This is a genomic window from Azonexus sp. GW821-FHT04F04 (assembly GCF_059420025.1).
In genome coordinates this window covers 329,407-350,393 of sequence record NZ_JBWKSX010000002.1, presented here as the reverse complement: position 1 = coordinate 350,393, position 20,987 = coordinate 329,407, and the positions used below count along the sequence as shown (strand labels likewise).

The window sequence follows — 20,987 nt, the reverse complement described above, 5'->3', positions numbered from 1 at the left end:
GATCTTTCCTCAATCCAGGCCAGGCGTCCTGAAACGATAGGAATGCTGCGACGGTGCCGTTATTTTTTCACGCACGGCAAAATGCGTCGAACCCCACTCGGTCAGTCTTGTTCTTCCATCGAGTTCAAACCGGGCTCGCACCGTCCAGAAGTAGCGACGGTCCGGTTGCAGGCTGATAGCGATCGTGTGTTCGGGTTTAGGCAAGCCTTCCCTGCGATAGACCAGCTCCCCGGGGCCCATGTTTTCTTCGCGCGAGATCAGCAGGTCGTAACGGACATTGCTGATCCGCGCCATCTCCTCTGGCGCAGCAGCAACATCTCCCGGACGGGGAAAGGCCTCCCATTTGAACCGTGGTCGTAATCCCTCGACGGCAAACCATTCGAACTTTGCGCCAATGAATCGATCCCCGGTCAGCGTGCCGCGGGTCGGTGGATAAATCGGCGCCAGGCCAAATGACGAGGACAACAGGCCACCGGCCGAACGCCAGGCTCGATCGGGAAAGGTGTAAAGGCTGAAAATGCTCTCGCTTATATGGTTGCCGAGCGTCCGGTAGCCCCTGTTCAGTTCATCGATCAGTGGTTTCGCCTGATTGGCTGACCAGGACGCAAGGTCAAGACGTCGTCCTTGGTAGAGGTAGTCGGTTGAATACCTCTCGCTATTGCTGGCGGTATCGACAAGGCGCACATGCACTTCCATGTAGGCGGTGACGGGATCATTGAGACCTGAGCCTGTCGTCCCCGCTTTGCGCAGCGTAGTTTCAAGAACGGTATCTATGCCAAGAGCCGCCAGTAGCCGATAGTCTTTGGTCGCCGCAGCGGCACGAATTTCCTGCTCGGGCAATTGACGCAGCTCTATTCCGGCAGCGAGGGCCGCTTCTTCAACGGAATGACGTACCGATTCCTGAATCGTCCGTACCTCGAATACCCGCGCCATGGCCGCTTCGCTGGCCGCCACCTGCTCAGCGCTGGGCGCCGTGACGGCGCCTGCGACACCGCCAACCAGGCCAGCCACGCCGCAGACTCCCAGCATCAGGAGCAATGCCGCACCGCACATCGATCCGCTGCAGTGGCCAATCCCGGTCATGCAGGCGGTGAATGTGCCGCCGCCGGCGAAGGCGGCACCGCCTCCCTTGCTGCGAACGAAACCTTCGAATTTGAGCTCGGGTGCTTGCTCGATGGCAATGACCGTAACCTGACCGAGGCGATCCTGATAGGTTGTGTCGGCAGGCGTGTTTCGCATGCTGGCGCAGCCGTTGAGCACGGTCAGCAGCAGGAACAGGAGAATCCGTCCCATCGTGATGCGCGGCGTGGCGGTAACGGCGCCATCCATTTTCTATGTCAGTCTTTCATTTTCAGCACATTTTCCGGGTCGACCGTAGCAAACCCGTGTACTGCTGCGACGGCGGCGCAGGTGATTTTTCCCTGGTGGATATTGAGGCCATCGCGCAAATGGCGGTCGTCGAGCAGGGCCTGCCGCCAGCCTTTGTCGGCGATGGCCAGGACAAAGGGCAGGGTGGCGTTGTTCAGGGCGAAGGTCGAGGTGCGCGGCACGGCGCCGGGCATGTTGGCGACGCAGTAATGGATGACGTCGTCGACGATGTAGGTCGGCTCGGCATGGGTGGTCGGACGGCTGCTCTCGAAACAGCCGCCCTGGTCGATCGAGACATCGACCAGCACCGAGCCGGGACGGAGCTGGCGGAGCTGTTCGCGGCGCAGAAGGTGCGGCGTCGTGGCGCCGGGAATCAGCGCGGCGCCGATGATCAGGTCGGCATCGAGCAGGCTGGTTTCGATCGCTTCGCCAGTGGCCAGCAGCGTCCTGATCCGGTTGCCGAAATGCGCATCGAGCCAGCGCAGGCGGTCGAGCGAGCGGTTGATGACGGTCACCTCGGCCCCCATGCCGACGGCGATCATGGCCGCATTGGCGCCAACAACGCCGGCGCCGAGGATGACGACCTTGCCCGGCGCAACGCCCGGCACGCCGCCCAGTAGCACGCCTGAGCCGCCTTTCGGTTTTTCCAGGCAGGCCGCCCCGACCTGGATCGACATCCGGCCGGCGACTTCGCTCATCGGTGCCAGCAAGGGCAGGCGACCCCCGGCATCGCTGACCGTTTCGTAGGCAATGGCGGTAACGCCGGAGGCCATGAGCAGTTCAGTCAGGTGACGATCCGGCGCCAGGTGCAGATAGGTGAACAGGGCCTGATCCGGGCGCAGCAGGCGACACTCTTCGGCTTGCGGTTCCTTGACCTTGACGATCAGGTCGGCCCGGGCAAAGACTTCCGTGGCGCTATCGGCCAGGTCAGCCCCGGCCGCCAGATAAAGTTCGTCGCTCAGCCCGATGGCCTGGCCGGCGCCCTTCTCGACGATGACCTGATGACCGTGGGCGACAGCCTCCCGGACGCTGCCCGGGGTCAGACCAACCCGGTATTCGTGGTTCTTGATTTCCCTGGGAACGCCTATTCGCATGTTCTCTCCCTGTCGTGCCGGACGATGGATTCAACACCCTCATGATACCGGTCGCGGCAATCCATCCAGAAGGTGAAAAACAGGCTCATAATGAGCCGAAACAGCTGAGGAGAGATCATGCACCGAGAATCGACCGGTCGAGATGACGAGATGATCGCTGAAGAGGCAGCATCCTTTCGCGGCTTGATCCGCTACGAACAGCAGTTGCCGGTTCGCCAGGTGTCGTACTACCTGTGTGGCGACATCCACGAGCCGCAGTATTACACCGAGCTGTTCTACACCCTGCGCTCGGCCGCCGAGACGGATCTGGTCTATATCCACCTCAATTCATCGGGCGGCGACTTCAATACCGGCCTGCAGATCATCAACAACGTGCGGGCCTCGAATGCCCGGGTGGTGACCATCCTCGAGGCGCGGGCCTATTCGATGGCGGCCCTGATTTTCCTGTCCGGTGACGAACTCGTGGTGCACGACAACTGTCAGTTGATGTTCCACATCTACTCGGGGATCTTTGCCGGCAAGGGCAACGAACAGCAGGCCGAAGTGCTGGCCCTCGGCAACTGGTTCGAGAAGGTGATGAGCCGGCTCTGTTCGCCCTTCCTGACGGAAACCGAGATCACCAACATCCTCAAGGGGTCCGATCTCTGGATGGATTCCGATGAAATCCACCGGCGGCTGATGCGCATGCAGCGCGCCCGCAAGGCAAGCGAGCGCAAGAAAAAGGAAAAATCAGCGCCGTCTGCCGGGTAGGTTGGCCTCAGCCGGGGTCTGTCCGGTGCAGCTTCTGCCACATGCTGAGGCTGAAGAAACCGAGCCCGAGCCAGATCAGCCCGAAACTGACCAGTCGCTCAATCTGCAGCGGTTCGCCAAAAATCCAGATGGCCGTGGCGAACTGCATGGTCGGGTTGATGTACATCAGCATGCCGACAGTGGCCAAGTCGAGGCGTTGGGTGGCGGCGGCGAAAGCCATGAGCGGCAGGGCAGTGATGATGCCGGCACCGATCAGCCATGCTGCGGTCGACGTGTCCTCGGCGGCAAAAACCAGGTGCCCGCTCTGCGCCATCCATAGCGCGTAGATGCCGCACACCGGCAGCATGGCGAGGGTTTCCAGCCACAGGCCGGACAGCGCATCGACCGGCACCTGCTTGCGGACCAGACCGTAGGTGCCGAAGGTGGCAGCGAGAAAGAGCGATACCCAGGGCAGGCTGCCGAGCGAAATGACTTCGTTGGCCAGACCGGCGACGGCGAGGCCGACCGATATCCATTCCAGCCGGTTGAGCTTTTCCTTGAGGACGATCAGGCCGAGCAGCACATTGACCAGCGGCGTCAGGAAATAGCCGAGGCTGGAGGCGACGACCTGTTGGTGGGCGACGGCCCACAGGAACACCAGCCAGTTGCTGCCGACAAGCAGCGCAGCGAGTGCCAGCATGGCCACCTGGCGCGGCCGGTGGAAAACGGCCAGCACCTTGCCCCAACTGCCGCGCAGGGTGAGCAGGAGGCCGACGAAGACAAAGGCCCAGACGGCGCGATTGGACAGCACGTCCATCGGCGAAACGTGCGCCAGCTGGCGGAAGAAGAGCGGGAAGAAGCCCCAGATGCCGTAGGCGAGCAGGCCGAATCCGATGCCGGCCAATTGGCTTTTCGGTTGCATGTGCTTAGTCGCGCAGCAGTTGCAGTGCCGGCGAGCGGTAGTCGCGACGGAAGAGCACAACCAGAACGACGACGGCAAAGGTGCCGAGGATGACCGGGTTGAGCAGCCAGCCGGAGGCGGCGAGGCCGAAATAATAGGCGCGGATGCCGCGGTTGAAGTCGTCGCCGGCCAAGTTGTTGGCGCCGGCGACGCGCTGGGCGTAGGTGTCGATGTTGGGCTCGCCGGGTTTGCCCAGGGGCGCTGCGCCGACGAGGATGGAGAGCAGATTGAACTGGCGCAGCGACCAGGTGAATTTGAAATAGGCGAAGACAAATGAGGCGAGCAGCAGCATTAGCTTGATTTCGAGCAGTTCACGGTTGCCGGCGCCGCCGAAAGGCAGTTCGGAGGTGAAGCTGAGCAGCTTGTCGGAGGCGCCGAGCGCCGCGACGAGGCCGGCGATGATGTAGATCGTGGTGTTGGCGTAGAAGGAAACGCTGGTCACCAGGTTGCCGATCAGCGTCGAATCGGCCACCCGCAAGTCGCGCTCCAGCATGCGGTAGGCCCATTCCAGGCGGTAGCGCTGGGCGGTGCGGATCAGGCCGTTGGCGCCCCGTTGGCTATGTTCGGAATACCAAGCGTAGCCGGCCCAGCTGGCAAAGAAAATGGCCAGTGAGATCCAGTCGATGAGAGAGAGGTGCGGCAAGGCATGCATCCAAGCATATTGCCATAGCCGATCGGGCTTGCGACACCGTGTAAACCCTTGTTGTCGGCGACCGGAACCTTGTCATATGCTTAAAATCATACTTGGGTTGCATTACCGGGTTCTTCGTTATGGCCGACGTGAAGCTTTCTCGAGGCGTTTCATCGATGAACAGAATGCATCCGCTCACTTTGCGTTTCCATGATCCGGAAACCGAGCGTGTCTTTCTCCGCCAGCTATTGCCGCGCCTGCGTCTGCAAGGCCGGGCGGCCATCGTCGTGGGCGTTTTTGTGTACTTTGTCTATGGCGCACTGGACCACCTTTTCGTGCCGCCCAGTCAGCTCGGGTTGGTCTGGCTGATCCGCATGCTGGCGCTGGCCGTGCCCCTGGCTGTGCTTGTCCTGACCTTTACCGCGTGGTTCGAGAAGGCCAACCAGTTCCTGCTGGCGCTGGTCGGTCTGTCGGCGGCGCTTGGCCTGATCGCCATGCTCTGGCATCTGCCGGTTGAAAGCAGCGCTTACTACTACCCCGGGCTCATGCTGGCGACGTTTTATACCTACAACCTGATCGGCACCCGTTTCATCCAGGCGCTGGCCATCAACGTTTTTGTCCTGCTGCTCTACAACCTGTTATTTGCCTACGTGCATGTCTATCCCGCCCCGATGTTGCTCAGCCAGAATTTTTTCATGATCTCGGCCAACCTGATCGGCGGCGCTGCCGGTTATCTGGTCGAATACCAGCGGCGCCAGCTTTTCCTGCGCGAGATGCAGCTCGATCGGGAGCGCCGGCTGCACCTCCAGCGGTCACTGCATGACCGGCTGACCGGCCTGCCCAATCGCGATCTGCTCGATGACCGGATGAATCAGGCGTTGGCGCTGGCCCGGCGCGATTCCGAGCGGCATGCCGGATTTTTTGTCGATCTCGATGGATTCAAGAACGTTAACGACCAACTCGGGCACGAAATCGGCGACACCGTGCTGCGTGAAATCGCCCGCCGCCTGGTCGCCGCAACGCGTGAAACGGACACCATTTCGCGCCTCGGTGGTGATGAGTTCTTCCTGCTCGTGCAGGACATCGGCTCCTGCGATGCGGCTGTCCATCTGGCTGAAAAGCTGATCCGGATCATCGAGGAACCTGTTACCGGCCTTCCCGATATGCCGCCGATAAGCGCCAGCATCGGCATCTGCCTGTTTCCGCAGGTTGGCCAGCAAAGCACGTCCGAGGCTATCATCCGCTGCGCCGACCAGTCCATGTACCGTGCCAAGGCGGCCGGCAAGCGGCGCTATCACCTGGCCCAGTGAGCTGGCCGGCCGGGTTTGAATTCCTGTATCCTGCCAGCCTTTTAAAAGCGCGGGGAACAGACATGGGACAGGCTAAAAATCGGGGTTCGCAGGCAGAACGCATCGCTCTGGCGCAAGCCAAACTCGAGTCGACGCGCCCGGAAAAGCTGGTCTGCAATGGCTGTGGCGGTGATGTGACGACCATCAACCCGGTCAGCACGCGCGGCCTGCGCGGCATCGAAGCGATCTGGGTCGGCCAGTGCGAGTGCGGCCAGACCACCTTCGCCGCCTCCGGCGAGCCGAAAGCCGTCGAAGCCTTCTTCTTCGCCCTTAGCGAAAATACCGAACTGACGCTGGGTCGCCAGGAAAAGGACGGCGCCGGGCACGAAACGGCCTGATCAGCATTTCATTTTTGGCCGTTTTTCCCGGTTGACCGTGGCAGGCGCGCAATGTCGCGCCTGCTGACCGCTCGGTTCAGGCTATCGGTGTTGTAAAAAGCGCTCCAGCTTGCCGGTTATTTCCGATAGCTCAGCCTGGAAATTGAGCTGTCCGGCCTGTGCTTGGGAGATTTCAGCAATGCTGGCGTCGATCAGGGCAAGCAACTCTTCTTCCTGCGTTTGCGTCAGGCCGAGGTGTACGAAAAGCTTCTCCAGATTGCGCACCATGTTGTGGATGGCGTGGCTGCTGGCCTCAAGCGAGTCATGTTGTTTCTTTTCGACGCCGCCGAGGACGGTGCTCATCTGCTGCATCGTGCTGACAATGATGGCTTGCTGACGTTGCATGTCGGCGTTGGCCAGGATGGCGGCCAGGCGAACATCGGCGGCTTCGACCAAGATTGCCAGGTTGTCGCGGATGCGGCCGACTTTCTCGCTGTCGTCTTTCGGGATGTCGTGTATGAGCAGCGATACGCCGTCGTAGTTGATGATCATCCGGCTGTGGAAATGCACGATTCGGCCCATGTCGACCAGGCGGGCGAAGACGGCGGAGTCGTGTGGCGATGCCTTGCCGGCACTGCCGACTTCGATTGTTTCGTCAGCAGTGCGAACCTGCGCCACGCCGCTCATGTAGAAATTGGCCAGGCTGTTGATGATTGATTCAGCGATGTCGCGCGGAGTGTGGCAGTTGTTGAAGTTTTGCAATGCCTGCAGAAGAACGCCCATTTCCCCCATGCTGCTCATGGCGGTCATGGCCGTCGTGCTGGCAAAGCTGACGCGTTCTTCAAGCTGGCTGCGCACCTCGTTGAGTTCAAGCAATTCGTCGTTGCGCTGGCGCAACTCCAGCGTGCGTTGATCGACTACTTTTTCCAGATTGGCGAACTGGTCCTGCAGCGCCTCTTCGGCCAGCTTGCGGGCGGTGATGTCCTGCAGCGTTTCAATCGCTGCGACGATTTCGCCTTGGCTGTTGCGAATGGGGGCGGCGGTGAAGTAAAGCCAGCGTCCATCGCCGCCGGCATGGGGGAAATAGCCCTCGGCCTCGTAGGCGTCCTCGATGATCGGCGAACGCTTGCAATGCCCGGCTTCATAGCGGGCCATGGCTTTTTCGATTTCGCCGGCAATGATCAGATCAGCCAGGACGGGACGCGGGGCAGGGTAAAAGCCCTTCCATTGTTCCGAGCTGCCGACCATCTCGCTGGCGTTGATCCCCGTGAGGTATTCGCAGGCCCGGTTCCAGTGGGTGACTTTGAAATTGGTGTCGATGACGAAGGTGGCAACCGGGCTGCCTTGCAAGACTTCATCGAGCAACTGCCAATTGCCATCGCTCTTGACGATGCCGGTGGGCCGTTTTGCCGCGTTTTCCTGCTGTATGCCAACACCCTGTTCGTTGGCTAGCGAATGACTATTGTTGATTGACATTTGTCTTCTCCTCCCCGGAGGATCCCTGTCTGGCTATTGACGTGTTTGCCTGAAAGCTTAGGCTATACCGCAATTGGTATGGCTGTACATAGCTGTCGCACTGACCAGCAGCCTTTTCGAACGATAGCTCAGCTCAGCCAGAGCTTCTTCCAGCCCTCATGGCCGAGTCGTTCCATCGTTTCGATATTGCGCTCGAAAATCGCTTCGGCATCAGGGAAGGCTGCCACCGCCCGGTCGATGCTGCTTTCGCGGAGCAGGTGCAGGGTCGGGTAGGGTGAGCGGTTGGTGTAGTTGGCGATATCGTCCGGGGTGCTGCCGGCAAATTCGTATTGCGGGTGCAGGCTGGCGATCTGGAAAACGCCTTCGTAGCCGAGGTTGCGGATCAGTGCATCGACTTCGCCGAGGAAAAAATGGAAGTCGAGAAAATCCGTCATTGCCAGCGGGTGAATGAGCAATGTCGTATCCAGCTTGGCCGGGTCGGTGTCGACCATCAGCGCCAGTTCGTGCTCCAGTTCGGCCAGCAATTCATCGGGTGTGCTCGCCGCGGTCAGGGCGTAGCGGACCTGCTTTTTGACGAAGACGCTTTTGGCGAACGGGCACAGGTTCAGCCCGATGACGGCGCGCTCCAGCCAGGTTTGCGTGCGGGCAATGATTTTCTCGCTGGCGGCGGTGTCGGGGTAGGGCTTGAGAAGCTCGGTCATGGTGTGCCTTGGGGAGCGTAGGGGCGACGGCTGACGCCGCTCGGTATTTCAATATTGGCCGTTATTTCCGGTTGACCGTGGAAGTCCGGTCAGTTCCCGGAAAAGCGGTGGTGCTGGACTGGTCCGCTTATTTTTTCAAGGGCTGTATCGCAATTGTCGGTGCGCTGGGCGGCACGACCTTGGGCACCGGCGCTGGCATGGGCTGCGGATGCAGGTGCTGGCGTTGCGGATAGGCGGGGACGCCGACGGGGGCATAAACCGGCTGCGGGCTGACCAGGTTTCGGCATTCCGCCTCCATCTGGGCGCGTTGACTCGCCTCCAGAACCATGGATTCGATGTTGCGCAGGCATTCGTCGGTGTTGCCCGTTTGGCGGGGGGCGCGACTGGCGGTGTTTTGCTGGCGCTGGCTGGCAACCCGCTCCTCGCGCTCGGCGGCTTCTTCGGCCCGTTGCACGGCCTCGCGTTTTTCTACATAAGAGCGCATCCGCTCGACATCCTGCTCGGCGGCCCGGCGGGCGGCTTCAGAAACGCGTTCGTCAGGTCGCACCGTCACCGTGCCGCTACCGGTCGGGCAGGGAACGTTGGTTATCTCGGTCTTGCCATCGGGCAGGCGGCATTTGTAGATTTCCGCGCTGGCCGGGGCGATCAGCGAGATCAGGGTTGCTGTGGCAATGAAGGTTCTCAACATGACGTAATTATTCACCAAAAATGCTTTCGGTGCGTATCAGCGCAAACTGTCCGCCAGGCGTCCTGGTCTGCCGATGCGAAGTCGCTATTTGTTTGTATTATTTGGGGAAAATGACAAAAGTGTACTGCTGTTGTGCTGGTTTTTGCTTTTGATAAAGTCGGTTAAAATACAGCCCGGGACATGCGCGTTGCATGTGCAGGCGCTGGCAACGACACAGGGAAAATTGGCGGGATGAGTTTTGGCAGGCTGAAACGGTTGCATGGTGTGCTTTGCCTGACCTTTCTCGCTGGCGCGGTGCTGGCAGAACCGGCTGTTGACCTGACGGAACTGCCGCTCGAACAACTGATGCATCGGGAGGCCGTGCCAGTCGCGCAAATGGCCCAGCAGGTCAGCGATTCCCCTTCGGCGGTGAGCATTGTCACCGCGGCCGATATCCGCGCCTTCGGCTACCGTACGCTGGCTGACGTCATCAACAGCATGCGCGGCCTGCATACCACCTACGACCGGCGCTATCAGTACATGGGTGGCCGCGGCTTCGGCGAACCGGGTGATTACGCCGGGCGCATCATGCTGCTGATCGACGGCTATGCGACACAAGACAGCCTGTTCAACCAGGCCTACATCGATGAATCCGGTCTGCTCGACCTCGAACTCGTCGAACGCGTCGAATACGTACCGGGCACCGGCTCGGTGACCTACGGCAACAACGCCATGCTTGGCATCATCAACGTGGTGACCAAAAAAGGACGCGATTTCAATGCGGCCCAGTTATCCGGCGAGGTTTCCAGTCATGGCGGCCAGAAGCAGCGGGCGACCTACGGCAAGCGTTTTGAAAACGGGGCCGACGTCCTGTTGTCGGCATCGGCGCTCGATGTCCGTGGCCGTAACCTGTATTTCCCGGCCTACGACACGCCGACCACGAACAATGGCATCGCCGAAAACCAGGATGGCGAGACCAACAAGCGGGTCTTCGGGAAATTTGCCTACCAGGGCCTGACCATCGAAGCTGCCTATGTCGATCGCAAGAAGATGCTGCCGACCAATCCCAGTGGGTCAACAGCCTTCAATACGCCGTTTTCGGTACGCGACGAAAACGCTTTCCTCAATCTGTCCTACCAGACACCACTGAGCTCAACGCTGAGTTCCCTGTCCCGCTTCTATTCCGGGCACTATGCCTACGATTCGTGGCGCGAATTTACTGAATACAGTCTCGACAACGAAAAATACGGCCGACGCCAATACCACGGCCAGTGGTGGGGCCTGGACCAGAAATTTGTCGGTAACTGGTTTGTCGACCACACGATGGTCTTCGGCTTCGAGTTCCGCAATGATTACCGGCAGCAGTTCCGGCGGACCTATTTGTCTCCCGAGAAAGCCGCCGTCGAGGTGTTCAGCGATTCGTTGTCGCGGCGCACGGCCAGTTTTTACCTGACTGACGAGTACCGGATCAACGAGCGCTGGTCACTCAACATCGGCACGCGCTACGACGATGCCAGCGACCTCGCCGGCAACTGGAGTCCGCGTCTGGCCGTGATCTACAAGCCAACCCAGCAGACCACACTGAAAGCATCCTACAGCGAAGCCTTCCGCATGCCGCATGGCTATGAGCGCTTCTCTTACAGCGGGACTGCCGTGCCCGAATACGTGGCGGCCACCGAACTCGCCCTGCAACACGAATTCACCCGCGAGACGCGCCTGACCGCTTCGCTGTACAACTATCGGCAGAGTGGCCTGTTGATCTATAGCGACGCAGCGGGTGACTATGTGCCTGAAGGCAACAGCCGGACTCAGGGCCTGGAAGTCGAACTCGAGCGCCTGTGGGAAGGTGGCGTTCGCTCACGTGGCAGCCTGGCCTGGCAAAATGCGCAGGATGTTCATGGGGCTGAACTGGTCAATTCGCCGCACGTGCTGGGCAAGTTCAATCTCAGTTTTCCGCTGTTCGACGGCGCCATGCGCACCGGGCTCGAGGCGCAGTATCTCGGTTCCCGGCTGACTCTGGAGCAGCGGCGGCTCGACGGCGTAGGGCTGGCCAACCTGACCTTCTCTAGCGAGCGCAAGTGGTACGGCCTGTCGGCCTCCTTCAGCATCCGCAACCTGTTCGACCGCGAATACGAAGCTGTTTCACCCTTCGACTGGCGTCCCGACAGCGGCCTGCCGCAGGATTCACTGCGCATGGATGGCCGAACCTACTGGTTCCAGCTCAATTACGATATTTGAGGTTGGTAAGTCGTCGTATGGACTGGCGCCTCCCCCTTTAGCTTCCGCCGGGAGCGCTATCTCCTGGGACTTGGAGAGCATGGGTTTGGCGGCGGACCCGGTCAGCCAAACCCATCCCCTTGCCAGATATTGAAGAGATGTGAGTTGCGGGCCATTCGACTGCCTGAAAGAAAACAGCTGTAGACTGGTCGCCGGGATTTTCAAAATTTAGGCGTTTCAGCCAGGAGTCGGTCATGCAACAGTTATCAGCGCAGGGGCAGCAGTTTATTCAGGGTTTGGCGCAGCGTTACGGGATCAGCACCGACGCGGCGATCACCATGCTCTATGCGGTGATGAACGGCAACGGGACGATGGCGCAGTTCAGCCACCCGGAGCTCGGTGGGTCCGGCCAATGGATGATGGGCGGCATGACCATGGTCGGCGACATGTTCAATTACGGGCTCAAGTCCAAGGTTGACGGCCTGTGCGTCGAGATTTCCAACCAGTTGATGAACCAGCCGGGCTATTTTCAGCCGGCCCAGTCGCAATTCCAGTCGTCGGGCAACGGTTCTGGCGGCAACTTGTTCGTCTCGGCCGTGGCGGCAGGGCAGTGGTGGCCGGGCGATCTCGGTTCGCCATCTTCTACGGGGGGACAGAACAATGTCCGCTACGCCGTTTTCCCCGGCTCGCGTCGTTTGGTCGTCGATATTGGCGGGCAGGTCACGGTCTATGACACTTTGGATAATCAGATCGGCGGCGTTTCGCAGCAGCAGGGCGGCAACGATTCGATGACTTTCAGCAGCCAGTACGGGACGATCGCCGTCAACAGCCTGCCGGTGGTCAGCATCAACGGCTACCAGCCTCAGCCGCAGCAGAACTTCATGGCGCCGCCGGCCCAGCAATTCAACGAGGCTCCAACTTGTCTGGCACCAGCCGCCCAGGATGGGGATGTCTTCGCCAAGATCGAACGCTTGGCCGATCTTTTTCAGAAAGGCATCCTGACCGAGCAGGAATTTACGACCAAGAAAGCGGAGTTGCTCAGCCAGCTTTGAGGCAAGCACTTATTCTGAAATTGGGCGAAATTTCGGGTTCACCGTGGAAATGCCCGGTGCGCCTTGCCTATCGTGGCTTGTTCGGTGTGCGTTTGCCAAACAAGTCATCGGCATCATCGACGATCAGCGTTGTGTTGCTTGATGTCGCAGCGGGCAGGACCTTGTTCAGATTCTTCTCGGTTTCCGCCAGGTATTTCGACGTCTGGCCGGTGATTCGAGTGGCTGCCAGCTTCCCGCTCGAGGAAAGGCGGGCCGGCGACGGGGCGCGGGTTTTGGCTTTTCTCATGATGGGTATTTCAAAATTGGCTGAAATTTCCGGTTGACCGTGGCAGTGCCTGAAACGGCGGTCAGTGCCGCGTGACCTGCAAAAACTCCAGCAGCTGGTTCGATGGCAGGGGGCGGCTGAAGAAATAGCCCTGCATTTCGTTGCAGCCGAGTTGTCTGAGGATGGCTACCTGCACCTCGGTTTCGACGCCTTCGACGATGACGTGCAGATCGAAGTTTTTGGCAATCCCGACAATCGCCTGGATGATGGCGAACGAGTCGTGCGAGGTTCTCAGGTCGCGGACAAACGACTGGTCGATCTTGATCCGGCTGACCGAAAAGCGGCGCAGGTAGCTGAGTGACGAATAGCGGGTGCCGAAATCGTCGATCGAAATGTGGACCCCGGTGCTGCGCAGGTGTTTGACGCGGGCGACGATATTTTCGGCGTCCTTCATGAGCAGGCTTTCGGTGATTTCGATCTCGAGCGATTCGGGGGGAATGCTGAATTCGTCGAGCGGAATGCGAATTCGCTCGAGGAGATCGATGCGATCGAATTCCCGGGCCGACAGGTTTACGCCCAGGCGAAGTTCGTTGAAGCCTAGTTGCTTCAAGCGTGCCAATTGGGCACAGGCTTCGCGCAACACCCAGTCGCTGATGTTGATGATCAGTCCGGTTTCTTCGGCAATCGGGATAAAAATATCCGGGCTGATCATGCCGGCGCTCGGATGGTGCCAGCGAATCAGCGCTTCAACGCCGACCACCTTGCCGGAGGAGGCATTCATCTGTGGCTGGAAGTGCAATTCGAACTGATCGCCTTCCTTGACCGCTTTGCGCAGGTCGTTTTCCAGTGACAGGCGATCGAGGTGGGCCGTGTGCATATCCGGCTCGAAAGCCAGCGCGCCATTCTTTCCCTGTGCCTTGACCTGGTACATCGCCATGTCGGCACAGCGAATCAGGTCTTCGGCGTTGATGCTGTTGTCCGGGTAGACGGCAATGCCGATGCTGGTCGTCGCCAGAAACTGGGTTTCGCCAAGGACGAAGGGCTTGCGCAATTCGGCGAGAATTTTTTCGGCGATGACGTGAACGTCTTCGGTGTTGCTGATGTTCGGCAGCAAGGCCGTGAACTCATCGCCGCCTTGCCGCGCCAGGGTGTCCCCGGTACGCAGACAACTGCGAACGCGCGCCGCAAACTTCCTGAGCAGTTGATCGCCAATCTGGTGACCATAAGTGTCGTTGACCAGCTTGAATCGATCAATGTCGAGGAACATCACGGCGAGTTTTTCCTTGCGGCGCAAGGCTTGGGCAATGGCCATCTCGAGCCGGTCGACGAACAGGATGCGATTGGGCAGCTTGGTCAGCAGATCGTGAAATGCCTGGAAGGTAATGGTTTCTTCGGCTTTTTTGCGCTCCGAAATGTCGCGCGCCACACCAGAGGTGCCAAGAAAGGCTTCCGAAGATCCGCTCATCCCTGTTTCGTAGACGCCTTGCGAACTGAGGATGGCCGTCATCACCGGACCGCTGCCGGCACGTGGCATGCTTGGCTTCGGCTTGAAGCGCACTTCAAGATTGCTCGTCGCGCGTTCGCCGACCCGCCGCTCGTTGAAGGCATATTGGACGTGGTCATGGTCGCGCGGGTCGACAACCGCGGTGTAGTTTTGCCCGAGCAATTCTTCCGGCGTATAGCCGAGCAGGGTGCTGACGCGCCCGTTGATGAAAGTGAAGCGGCCATCACGATCGAGCGTGAAGATCAGGTCAGGCGATTGCTCGACCAGGAATCGGTGAAGTCGCTCGGAGTGCTGGAGCTGGGCCGAAACGACGGCGAGCTCCTGGTCGCGGCGGCGATTGGCCAGGGCGCGGTCAACTGCCATGATCATGTCGTTCGGATCGCAATCCTTGCGCAGAAACTCGAAGGCCCGGTGGCGCAGGGCGTGAATCGCCGAGTTGATCGACTTGTCGGCGCTGAACACAATGACCGATGCGTCGATCTTGTGCGAGGTCATCCACTCCATGATTTCGAGGCCCGAGATATCCGGCAGCCGCAAATCGAGAATGACCAGGTCAATGTTGCCCGTCTTGAGCCGGGCAATGGCCGCTTGCCCGGTGCTTGCCTCGCTGATCGAACGCCGCTCTCCAGCCAGAAGTTCGCTGTATGCCTGCCGAAAGTGCGGCTCGTCGTCGACGATCAGGATGTCCTGCTGCGACCCGATCGCGGGAACCCTGGCCAACTCGTACAGTGCAGTGATGGCGTTCATGCGCTGCTGTCCGGGGCGGCTGTTCGGTTTTTGGGAATCAGCAGGGCTATGCTGGTGCCGGCGCCGATCTGGCTGCGGCAGGTGATGAGTATTCCTTCCTTCCGGGCCAGACTGCCGACGACGGACAGGCCAATGCCGCGTTGCCCCGTGTCTGCGACCGGTTTCGGCCGATAGATCGCCTGGATGGTTTCCTCGGACATGCCCGGGCCGTTGTCATCAATGCGCAACTGAACATAGTTGCCGCCATCATGGATGATGTTGTCGCTGACCGAGATCTTGATCAGCTTGCCTTCAGTGAGCGCTTCCGACGCGTTCTTCCAGAGGTTGAGGACAATTTGCTTGAGGTTGTCGCGGTTGACCGGAACGAGTAGCTCAATTGTCGGCAGCGCCGTTTCGACGCGTACTCCCTTGGCGTTGAACAAGGTGTCGGCGTAGAGCACAAGGAAGTCGTTGAGGACGCTGACGAGATCAATGCTGCGGGTATCCGGGCTGGTCTTGAGAGACTGCGTCATGTGGCCGACGATGTTGGCGACGCGATCAATTTCCTCGGTCAGCACGGCCAGTTCCTGGCGAACGCCATCCTCCGGCAGCTTGCGTTCGAGAATGCTCAGGTAGCTCTTGATAATGCCCAGCGGGTTGCCGGCCTCGTGGACTATCTGGCGGGCCTGACGGGTAAATTGCTGGGTCAGTTCCGCTTCTACTTGCTGGCGGTGCTGGTTTGCTTCAATGACCGCATCAAGGCTGATCGCGGCAATTTTGCCGAAATTCGCCAGCCAGGGAATCCGGCGCTGCAGGCGACCGTACTGCTTTTCTGACAGACCGCAGACAATCACGCCTATCACGCGATTGCGCGCCAGCATCGGGATGCAGAGCAGACCATCGGCGGACAGGGCGCGGGCGAGTTGCAAGTCGAGCAAGGCGGGGGAGTCGGTCTGATCAAATGTTGTCCGAACCTGGCGCCCGATGACGGCGGCCGCGGCAAGCGAGCGGGAAGAGACCAATGGGATCGATAACTGCCGGAATAGTTCTGGCTGGGCGCCAACCTTTTCGCCGGACAACGCATCGCCTTTGTCGTTGGCAAGCAGGATGGCGACTTTCGGGAGGTCGAACAGGATGCGGGCGGACTCCCTTAGCGCAAGCAGGACTTCGGTATCGCTGCCGAGCTGGAAGAGATCCTGCTGCAACGGCTGCAGCATGGCCATGCCTCCGACCAGCGCAGCCAGTTCTTCGTCAGCCGCATTGGTCGGGTCAGGCAAACGCGGCGTTGGCGCCGGTAGTGCCGTGCGACGCTTGGGAAAATCGTCGGCGATGCTGATGCCCAACGCCTCGGCAATCTGGCGGGCACGCTGGATCGCGCGTTCGCGAACTGCCAATAGCGCCGACATCTCAAGCCGGGGGGTGCTGCGATTGACGACGAGGGCCAATTCCGGCGTGCTCTCCGCGGTAGTGCTGAGCGCCTGGGCGATCCAGACAATTTGCGGCAACGCTGTGGCCGTGACGATCTGATTGGCCGCCGTGTGATGGAAGGCGACGCCATCGGCCAGCACGGAATCGAGTCCCCAGTGATCGATCAGCCAGCCGCCGACGTCGGCATGCGTCGTGCCGAACAGCTGAAATTCTTCGGCCTGGAGTTTCGGGGTTTCGCTCGAATTGGCCAAAAAGCGGTGATACGGCTCGCCAATCGCCGAGAGCAGGATCAGTTCGCCGATATCGTGCAAAAGACCGGACAGGTAGGCTTCGTCGGGATGCGGATATTCCGCCAGTTCGGCCACACCGCGCGCCATTTCACCGACCAGCAGCGAGTGACTCCAATAGTCGGCAACATCGAATTTGTCGAGGTTGGGGTTGCGGTCGAAAAGTTTCTGGATGGAGAGACAAGTCGCCAGCGAGCGGACAAGGCGCGTCCCCAGGGCAATCAGGCAGGTTTCCAGATTCTTGAGTTCTTTGCCCCGACGCAGGGCGGGCGAATTGGCGACGCTCAGTATTCGGCTGGCCAGGCCTGGGTCTTGTTCAACAATGGTGGCCAGCTCCCCCATCGTCGCTTGTTCGTCTTCAACGGTCCGCACCAGTCGCAACAGAATCTCGGGCGGAGAGGGAATCCGCGCGATATCGATAGCTTCGAGAACCGACTTGGGGAGACTGTGCATGAATATACGAGATGAATATTGACCAATAAACAGCACGGTTGGTGCGGCCAGCAACAGGCTTACCCAACTGACAATATTCTAATTTACACAGTTCATGAGTCTTAAATATGAAATGTTGGAAATATTTTTTTAAGGGGGCCAAAGCCAGGTAAGTCGGCAAATGCTATATAAATATCGGGTCGGCCGATCCGTTTTCACCGGCTAACTTCGGGCGAGTGGGGATTTCAAATTTGGCCGGAATTTCCGGTTGACCGTGGGATTGCCGCCGGTAGACGAAAAAAGCCGGCCGGGAAAATACCTTCCCGGCCGGCCTTGCTTCTTGTCAGTGTTAGCTGCGCTGGGCGAGCGGTACGACATCGCGCTTGGCAGCGCCCATGTACAACTGGCGCGGACGACCGATCTTGTATTCCGGATCGGAGATCATTTCCTCCCACTGCGTCATCCAGCCGACGGTGCGGGCCAGGGCGAAGATGCAGGTAAACATTTCAGTCGGAATGCCGATCGCCTTCTGGACGATGCCCGAGTAGAAGTCTACGTTCGGGTAGAGTTTCTTCTCGACGAAGTAGGGATCCTCCAGCGCGATCCTTTCCAGTTCCATGGCCAGCTTGAACAGCCGGTCATTTTCGAGGCCGAGTTCGGTCAGCACTTCGTTGCACACCTTGCGCATGAGCGTGGCACGCGGATCGAAGTTCTTGTAAACACGGTGGCCAAAGCCCATCAGCTTGAACGAATCGTTCTTGTCCTTGGCGCGGGCAATGAACTCGGGAACGCGCGAGACGTCGCCGATTTCTTCAAGCATCTGCAGACAGGCTTCATTGGCGCCGCCGTGGGCCGGGCCCCACAGGCAGGCGATGCCGGCCGCGATGCAGGCAAACGGATTGGCACCGGAGGAGCCAGCCAGACGGACGGTCGAGGTCGAGGCGTTCTGCTCGTGATCGGCATGCAGCGTGAAGATGGTGTCCAGTGCATTGACCAGAACCGGGTTTGGCACGTACTTCTCGCACGGATTGCCGAACATCATGCGCATGAAGTTGGCGCTGTAGCTCAGCTCGTTGTCGGGCTGCATGAAGGGCATGCCGATGCTGTATTTATAGGCCATGGCGACGATGGTCGGCATCTTGGCGACAATGTGGATGAAATTCGTGTTGCGATGCTCGGCATCGGCGAAGTCCATCGCGTCATGATAGAAGGCCGACAGCGCGCCAACGACACCGGTCATGACGGCCATCGGATGGGCGTCGCGCCGGAAACCGGAGAAGAACTTGGCGAGTTGCTCGTGCACCATCGTGTGATGCGTGACGGCTTTCTCGAATTCGGCTTTCTGCTGGGCGTTTGGCAGTTCGCCGTTTTTCAGCAGGTAAGCCACTTCGAGGAAATTGCAGTTTTCGGCGAGCTGCTCGATGGGGTAACCGCGATAAAGCAACTGGCCGACGTCGCCATCGATGAAAGTGATTTTCGACTTGCAGCTGGCTGTGGAGAGGAAGCCGGAGTCATAGGTGAACAAGCCAGTTTTGGCGCCCAATGTACGAATGTCCACACAGTCGTTGCCATGGACCGGAGCCATGATCGAAAAATCGACCGGTGCCAGTCCGTCAATGCTCAGTGTTGCCTTGCGTTCAATAGTCATTTTTACTCCCTGGAAAAGTCATCTACTGGCTATGCGTCATGAAACCGATGGCGGATACGAAACAAACGCCGTTTTTTAATGGTGATTTTGGATTCAAGCAATAGACATGCCGTGAGCGGCCGAATGCGACCGAACCACTGTCCGCCCGCGAGAGTAACAGGCAATACTTACCTGAACCTTGGGCAAAGCGAATAAGGCAGCACCAAAGCGGCGTTACTTTTCAGCAAACGCTCATTTTCGGTGCGCTATCGCCGTGTGGCTTGCCGAGGCGCTGGTTCACTGCGCCATAAAAAAAGCCAGTCAGGCCGGCGCGGCCAAACTGGCTTTTTCAGCAGCGAGGCGGCTTAGAAGCGGAAGTTTCCAACCGCCGTCTTGAGCCGGTCGGAAACGGCAACCAGGGCGGTAGCCGTGCTGGCGACCGAGGCGACGGCTGCCGAGTTTTCTTCCGACATCTGGGCAATGGTTTCGACGTTGCGCGAAAGCTCGGTCGAGGCGCTACGCTGTTCGCGCATGGCCTCCGAAATGCCGGTGATCGCATTGCGGACCATTTCGGTGGCATTGCGGATGCCATCCATCGAACTGCTGGCCGCCTGTGAGGCATGGACGACATCGGTGACCAGATGGCAATTGGCCTGCATGCTGGTCACGGCACCCGAGACGCTGCTCTGGATGGTTGAGATGACGGTGCTGATTTCCTGAACCGACAAGGTTGTTCGTTCGGCCAGTTTGCGCACCTCGTCGGCCACCACGGCAAAGCCGCGGCCCTGTTCGCCAGCCCGCGCTGCTTCGATGGCGGCATTGAGGGCGAGGAGATTGGTTTGGTCGGCGACATCGCGGATAACGGTGGTGATGTTGCCGATTTGCTTGACGTGCTCGGAAAGGGTCTGGATCTGCTTGGCCGTTTCATCAACGCTCTCGGCAACCCGGTTGATCTGCAGGGTGGCAGTTTCGACACCCTTGCCACTGGTAATGGCCAGATCGCCAGCAGCACGGGCTTCTTCGCTGGCGTCGTCGGCACTGCTGCCAACGTGGTCGATGCTGACGGTGAGTTCTTCGACGGCGGCTGCCGAGGCCGAGGTCGAGCTCGACTGGCTCTGGGTACTGGCCGAAACCTGCTGGGCGGTGATCGAAAGCTGGGCGGCCGAGGCAGCCAGTTCGTCGCTGCTTGCGGCAATCGCGCCAACGGTACGGGCCAGATCCTGGCGCATCTTTTCCATCGACTTGATAAGCATGCCGGGCTCATCGTCGGAAATGCTCTGCGGCGCGTTACGGCTGGAAAGGTCGCCGGAGGCGATGCTTTCGGCCAGCCGATTGGCTTCATGCAGTCGCGTCGTCAGGCTGCTGCGGATCTGTAACCCGAGACCACCGACGATCAGGATGGCAACGAGCCCGATGGCGAAGGACGACCAGGTTGCGAGATCCTTGGCGGCCAGGCCGGTCTCCGCTGACTTCTTGCCGAGTTCGGCGTTGAAGCGCATGTGGGCTTCCAGCGCCTCGTTGAAATGATTGGCTACATCTGACGCTGCCGCCAGTTTCTGGCGAGCCTCTTCGTTTTGGTTCTGGCGCGATAGTTCAAGGATGGGTTTCAGCGATTCACGATAGCTCGCAAAGGTTCTCTTGTTTTCATCGAGCAGCCTTTTGTCTTCTGCGTCGTAAATCAGCTTGTCGTACTCATTGAGGGCATGTTCGGTGTCCTTGATCCCAGTCTCGATGCTGGCATCGATTTCGGCCATGGCCTTGGGGTCCGTATTAAGCACGTGACGATAGACACGGACGCGAACCTGGCTGAATCTGAGCAGCGTTTCGTCCAGCACCAGAATGCTCGGGACGATATTTTCGTTGCTGAAATTGGCGGCGGAGTAAACCCGCTGCATCTGGATCAGGCCGAGCCCAGCGACCAGAATCAGGGAGATGATCGATGTTGAAAGCAGGATCAGCAGGCGTTTGGACAGGGTCATTTCTTATTTCTCCGCGATTGCTCGAAATCGCTGCGCTAGCTGTTAAGGATGTTTTGATTGGCTAGGCAACTACATGACCACTATATGGCAAATGTAACAAAAAGTGCGTGGTCAAGCCAAATAAATTATTACTTAGGTAATATCGGTCAGGCTCGCCTGCCGGCCACGGCCATGGAG

At 59.4% G+C, this 20,987-nt stretch carries 17 protein-coding genes; 5 read left to right on the top strand and 12 right to left on the bottom strand.

What is annotated here, in order from left to right:
- Window positions 1-9 precede the first annotated feature (9 nt).
- Together AC07TV_RS07045 and ald are read right to left on the bottom strand one after the other, a co-directional pair.
- Window positions 10-1,329 (bottom strand): hypothetical protein, encoded by a 1,320-nt coding sequence (locus AC07TV_RS07045; protein WP_494647689.1) that lies wholly within the window; start codon window positions 1,327-1,329, stop codon window positions 10-12.
- Between the two features lie 8 nt (window positions 1,330-1,337).
- Entirely contained in the window at window positions 1,338-2,462 is a 1,125-nt protein-coding gene (gene ald, locus AC07TV_RS07040; RefSeq protein ID WP_494647688.1) for an alanine dehydrogenase, read from the bottom strand.
- 117 nt (window positions 2,463-2,579) lie between these two features.
- Here ald and AC07TV_RS07035 point away from each other — a divergent pair, with 117 nt between their 5' ends.
- Window positions 2,580-3,212 (top strand): Clp protease ClpP, encoded by a 633-nt coding sequence (locus tag AC07TV_RS07035; protein WP_494647687.1) that lies wholly within the window; start codon window positions 2,580-2,582, stop codon window positions 3,210-3,212.
- A 7-nt stretch (window positions 3,213-3,219) separates the two neighbouring features.
- Here the strand turns inward: AC07TV_RS07035 and rarD are convergent, their stop codons facing one another.
- Both rarD and AC07TV_RS07025 read right to left on the bottom strand, forming a co-directional pair.
- The gene (gene rarD / locus AC07TV_RS07030; protein WP_494647686.1) at window positions 3,220-4,113 is read right to left on the bottom strand and encodes an EamA family transporter RarD; all 894 of its coding nucleotides are present in this window, start codon (window positions 4,111-4,113) and stop codon (window positions 3,220-3,222) included.
- A gap of 4 nt (window positions 4,114-4,117) precedes the next feature.
- Window positions 4,118-4,795, bottom strand: a complete 678-nt coding sequence (locus tag AC07TV_RS07025) for a DUF599 domain-containing protein (RefSeq protein ID WP_494647685.1) — start codon at window positions 4,793-4,795, stop codon at window positions 4,118-4,120.
- Between the two features lie 164 nt (window positions 4,796-4,959).
- Here AC07TV_RS07025 and AC07TV_RS07020 point away from each other — a divergent pair, with 164 nt between their 5' ends.
- Both AC07TV_RS07020 and AC07TV_RS07015 read left to right on the top strand, forming a co-directional pair.
- The gene (locus AC07TV_RS07020; RefSeq protein WP_494647684.1) at window positions 4,960-6,093 is read left to right on the top strand and encodes a diguanylate cyclase domain-containing protein; all 1,134 of its coding nucleotides are present in this window, start codon (window positions 4,960-4,962) and stop codon (window positions 6,091-6,093) included.
- Between the two features lie 62 nt (window positions 6,094-6,155).
- Window positions 6,156-6,470 (top strand): hypothetical protein, encoded by a 315-nt coding sequence (locus AC07TV_RS07015; protein ID WP_494647683.1) that lies wholly within the window; start codon window positions 6,156-6,158, stop codon window positions 6,468-6,470.
- A gap of 81 nt (window positions 6,471-6,551) precedes the next feature.
- Here AC07TV_RS07015 and AC07TV_RS07010 read toward each other — a convergent pair whose 3' ends face one another.
- The 3 genes from AC07TV_RS07010 to AC07TV_RS07000 all read right to left on the bottom strand — a co-directional run bounded on the left by AC07TV_RS07010 (window position 6,552) and on the right by AC07TV_RS07000 (window position 9,314).
- Window positions 6,552-7,925: a PAS domain-containing protein gene (locus tag AC07TV_RS07010; RefSeq protein WP_494647682.1), complete on the bottom strand. Its 1,374-nt coding sequence runs from the start codon at window positions 7,923-7,925 to the stop codon at window positions 6,552-6,554.
- A gap of 128 nt (window positions 7,926-8,053) precedes the next feature.
- Window positions 8,054-8,626, bottom strand: a complete 573-nt coding sequence (locus AC07TV_RS07005; RefSeq protein ID WP_494647681.1) for a DUF1415 domain-containing protein — start codon at window positions 8,624-8,626, stop codon at window positions 8,054-8,056.
- Between the two features lie 127 nt (window positions 8,627-8,753).
- On the bottom strand, window positions 8,754-9,314 hold the full coding sequence (locus tag AC07TV_RS07000; RefSeq protein ID WP_494647680.1) for a DUF4124 domain-containing protein: 561 nt from the start codon (window positions 9,312-9,314) through the stop codon (window positions 8,754-8,756).
- 231 nt (window positions 9,315-9,545) lie between these two features.
- On the opposite strand from AC07TV_RS07000, the gene AC07TV_RS06995 reads away from it, so the two are divergent.
- Both AC07TV_RS06995 and AC07TV_RS06990 read left to right on the top strand, forming a co-directional pair.
- Window positions 9,546-11,531, top strand: coding sequence for a TonB-dependent receptor plug domain-containing protein (locus AC07TV_RS06995; RefSeq protein WP_494647679.1), 1,986 nt, complete (start codon window positions 9,546-9,548; stop codon window positions 11,529-11,531).
- A 233-nt stretch (window positions 11,532-11,764) separates the two neighbouring features.
- A complete protein-coding gene (locus tag AC07TV_RS06990; protein ID WP_494647678.1) occupies window positions 11,765-12,562 on the top strand; it encodes an SHOCT domain-containing protein in 798 nt (265 codons plus the stop codon).
- Between the two features lie 67 nt (window positions 12,563-12,629).
- Here the strand turns inward: AC07TV_RS06990 and AC07TV_RS06985 are convergent, their stop codons facing one another.
- The 5 genes from AC07TV_RS06985 to AC07TV_RS06965 all read right to left on the bottom strand — a co-directional run bounded on the left by AC07TV_RS06985 (window position 12,630) and on the right by AC07TV_RS06965 (window position 20,810).
- Window positions 12,630-12,848, bottom strand: a complete 219-nt coding sequence (locus AC07TV_RS06985; protein ID WP_494647677.1) for a hypothetical protein — start codon at window positions 12,846-12,848, stop codon at window positions 12,630-12,632.
- A 61-nt stretch (window positions 12,849-12,909) separates the two neighbouring features.
- Window positions 12,910-15,078 (bottom strand): putative bifunctional diguanylate cyclase/phosphodiesterase, encoded by a 2,169-nt coding sequence (locus AC07TV_RS06980; protein ID WP_494647676.1) that lies wholly within the window; start codon window positions 15,076-15,078, stop codon window positions 12,910-12,912.
- Complete coding sequence (locus tag AC07TV_RS06975; RefSeq protein ID WP_494647675.1) at window positions 15,075-17,225, bottom strand: HDOD domain-containing protein; 2,151 nt, start codon at window positions 17,223-17,225, stop codon at window positions 15,075-15,077. Before AC07TV_RS06975 ends, AC07TV_RS06980 begins: the two co-directional genes overlap by 4 nt.
- A 328-nt stretch (window positions 17,226-17,553) precedes the next feature.
- A complete protein-coding gene (gene gltA / locus AC07TV_RS06970) occupies window positions 17,554-18,852 on the bottom strand; it encodes a citrate synthase (protein ID WP_494647674.1) in 1,299 nt (432 codons plus the stop codon).
- A gap of 344 nt (window positions 18,853-19,196) precedes the next feature.
- Window positions 19,197-20,810 (bottom strand): methyl-accepting chemotaxis protein, encoded by a 1,614-nt coding sequence (locus AC07TV_RS06965; RefSeq protein ID WP_494647673.1) that lies wholly within the window; start codon window positions 20,808-20,810, stop codon window positions 19,197-19,199.
- Window positions 20,811-20,987 lie beyond the last annotated feature (177 nt).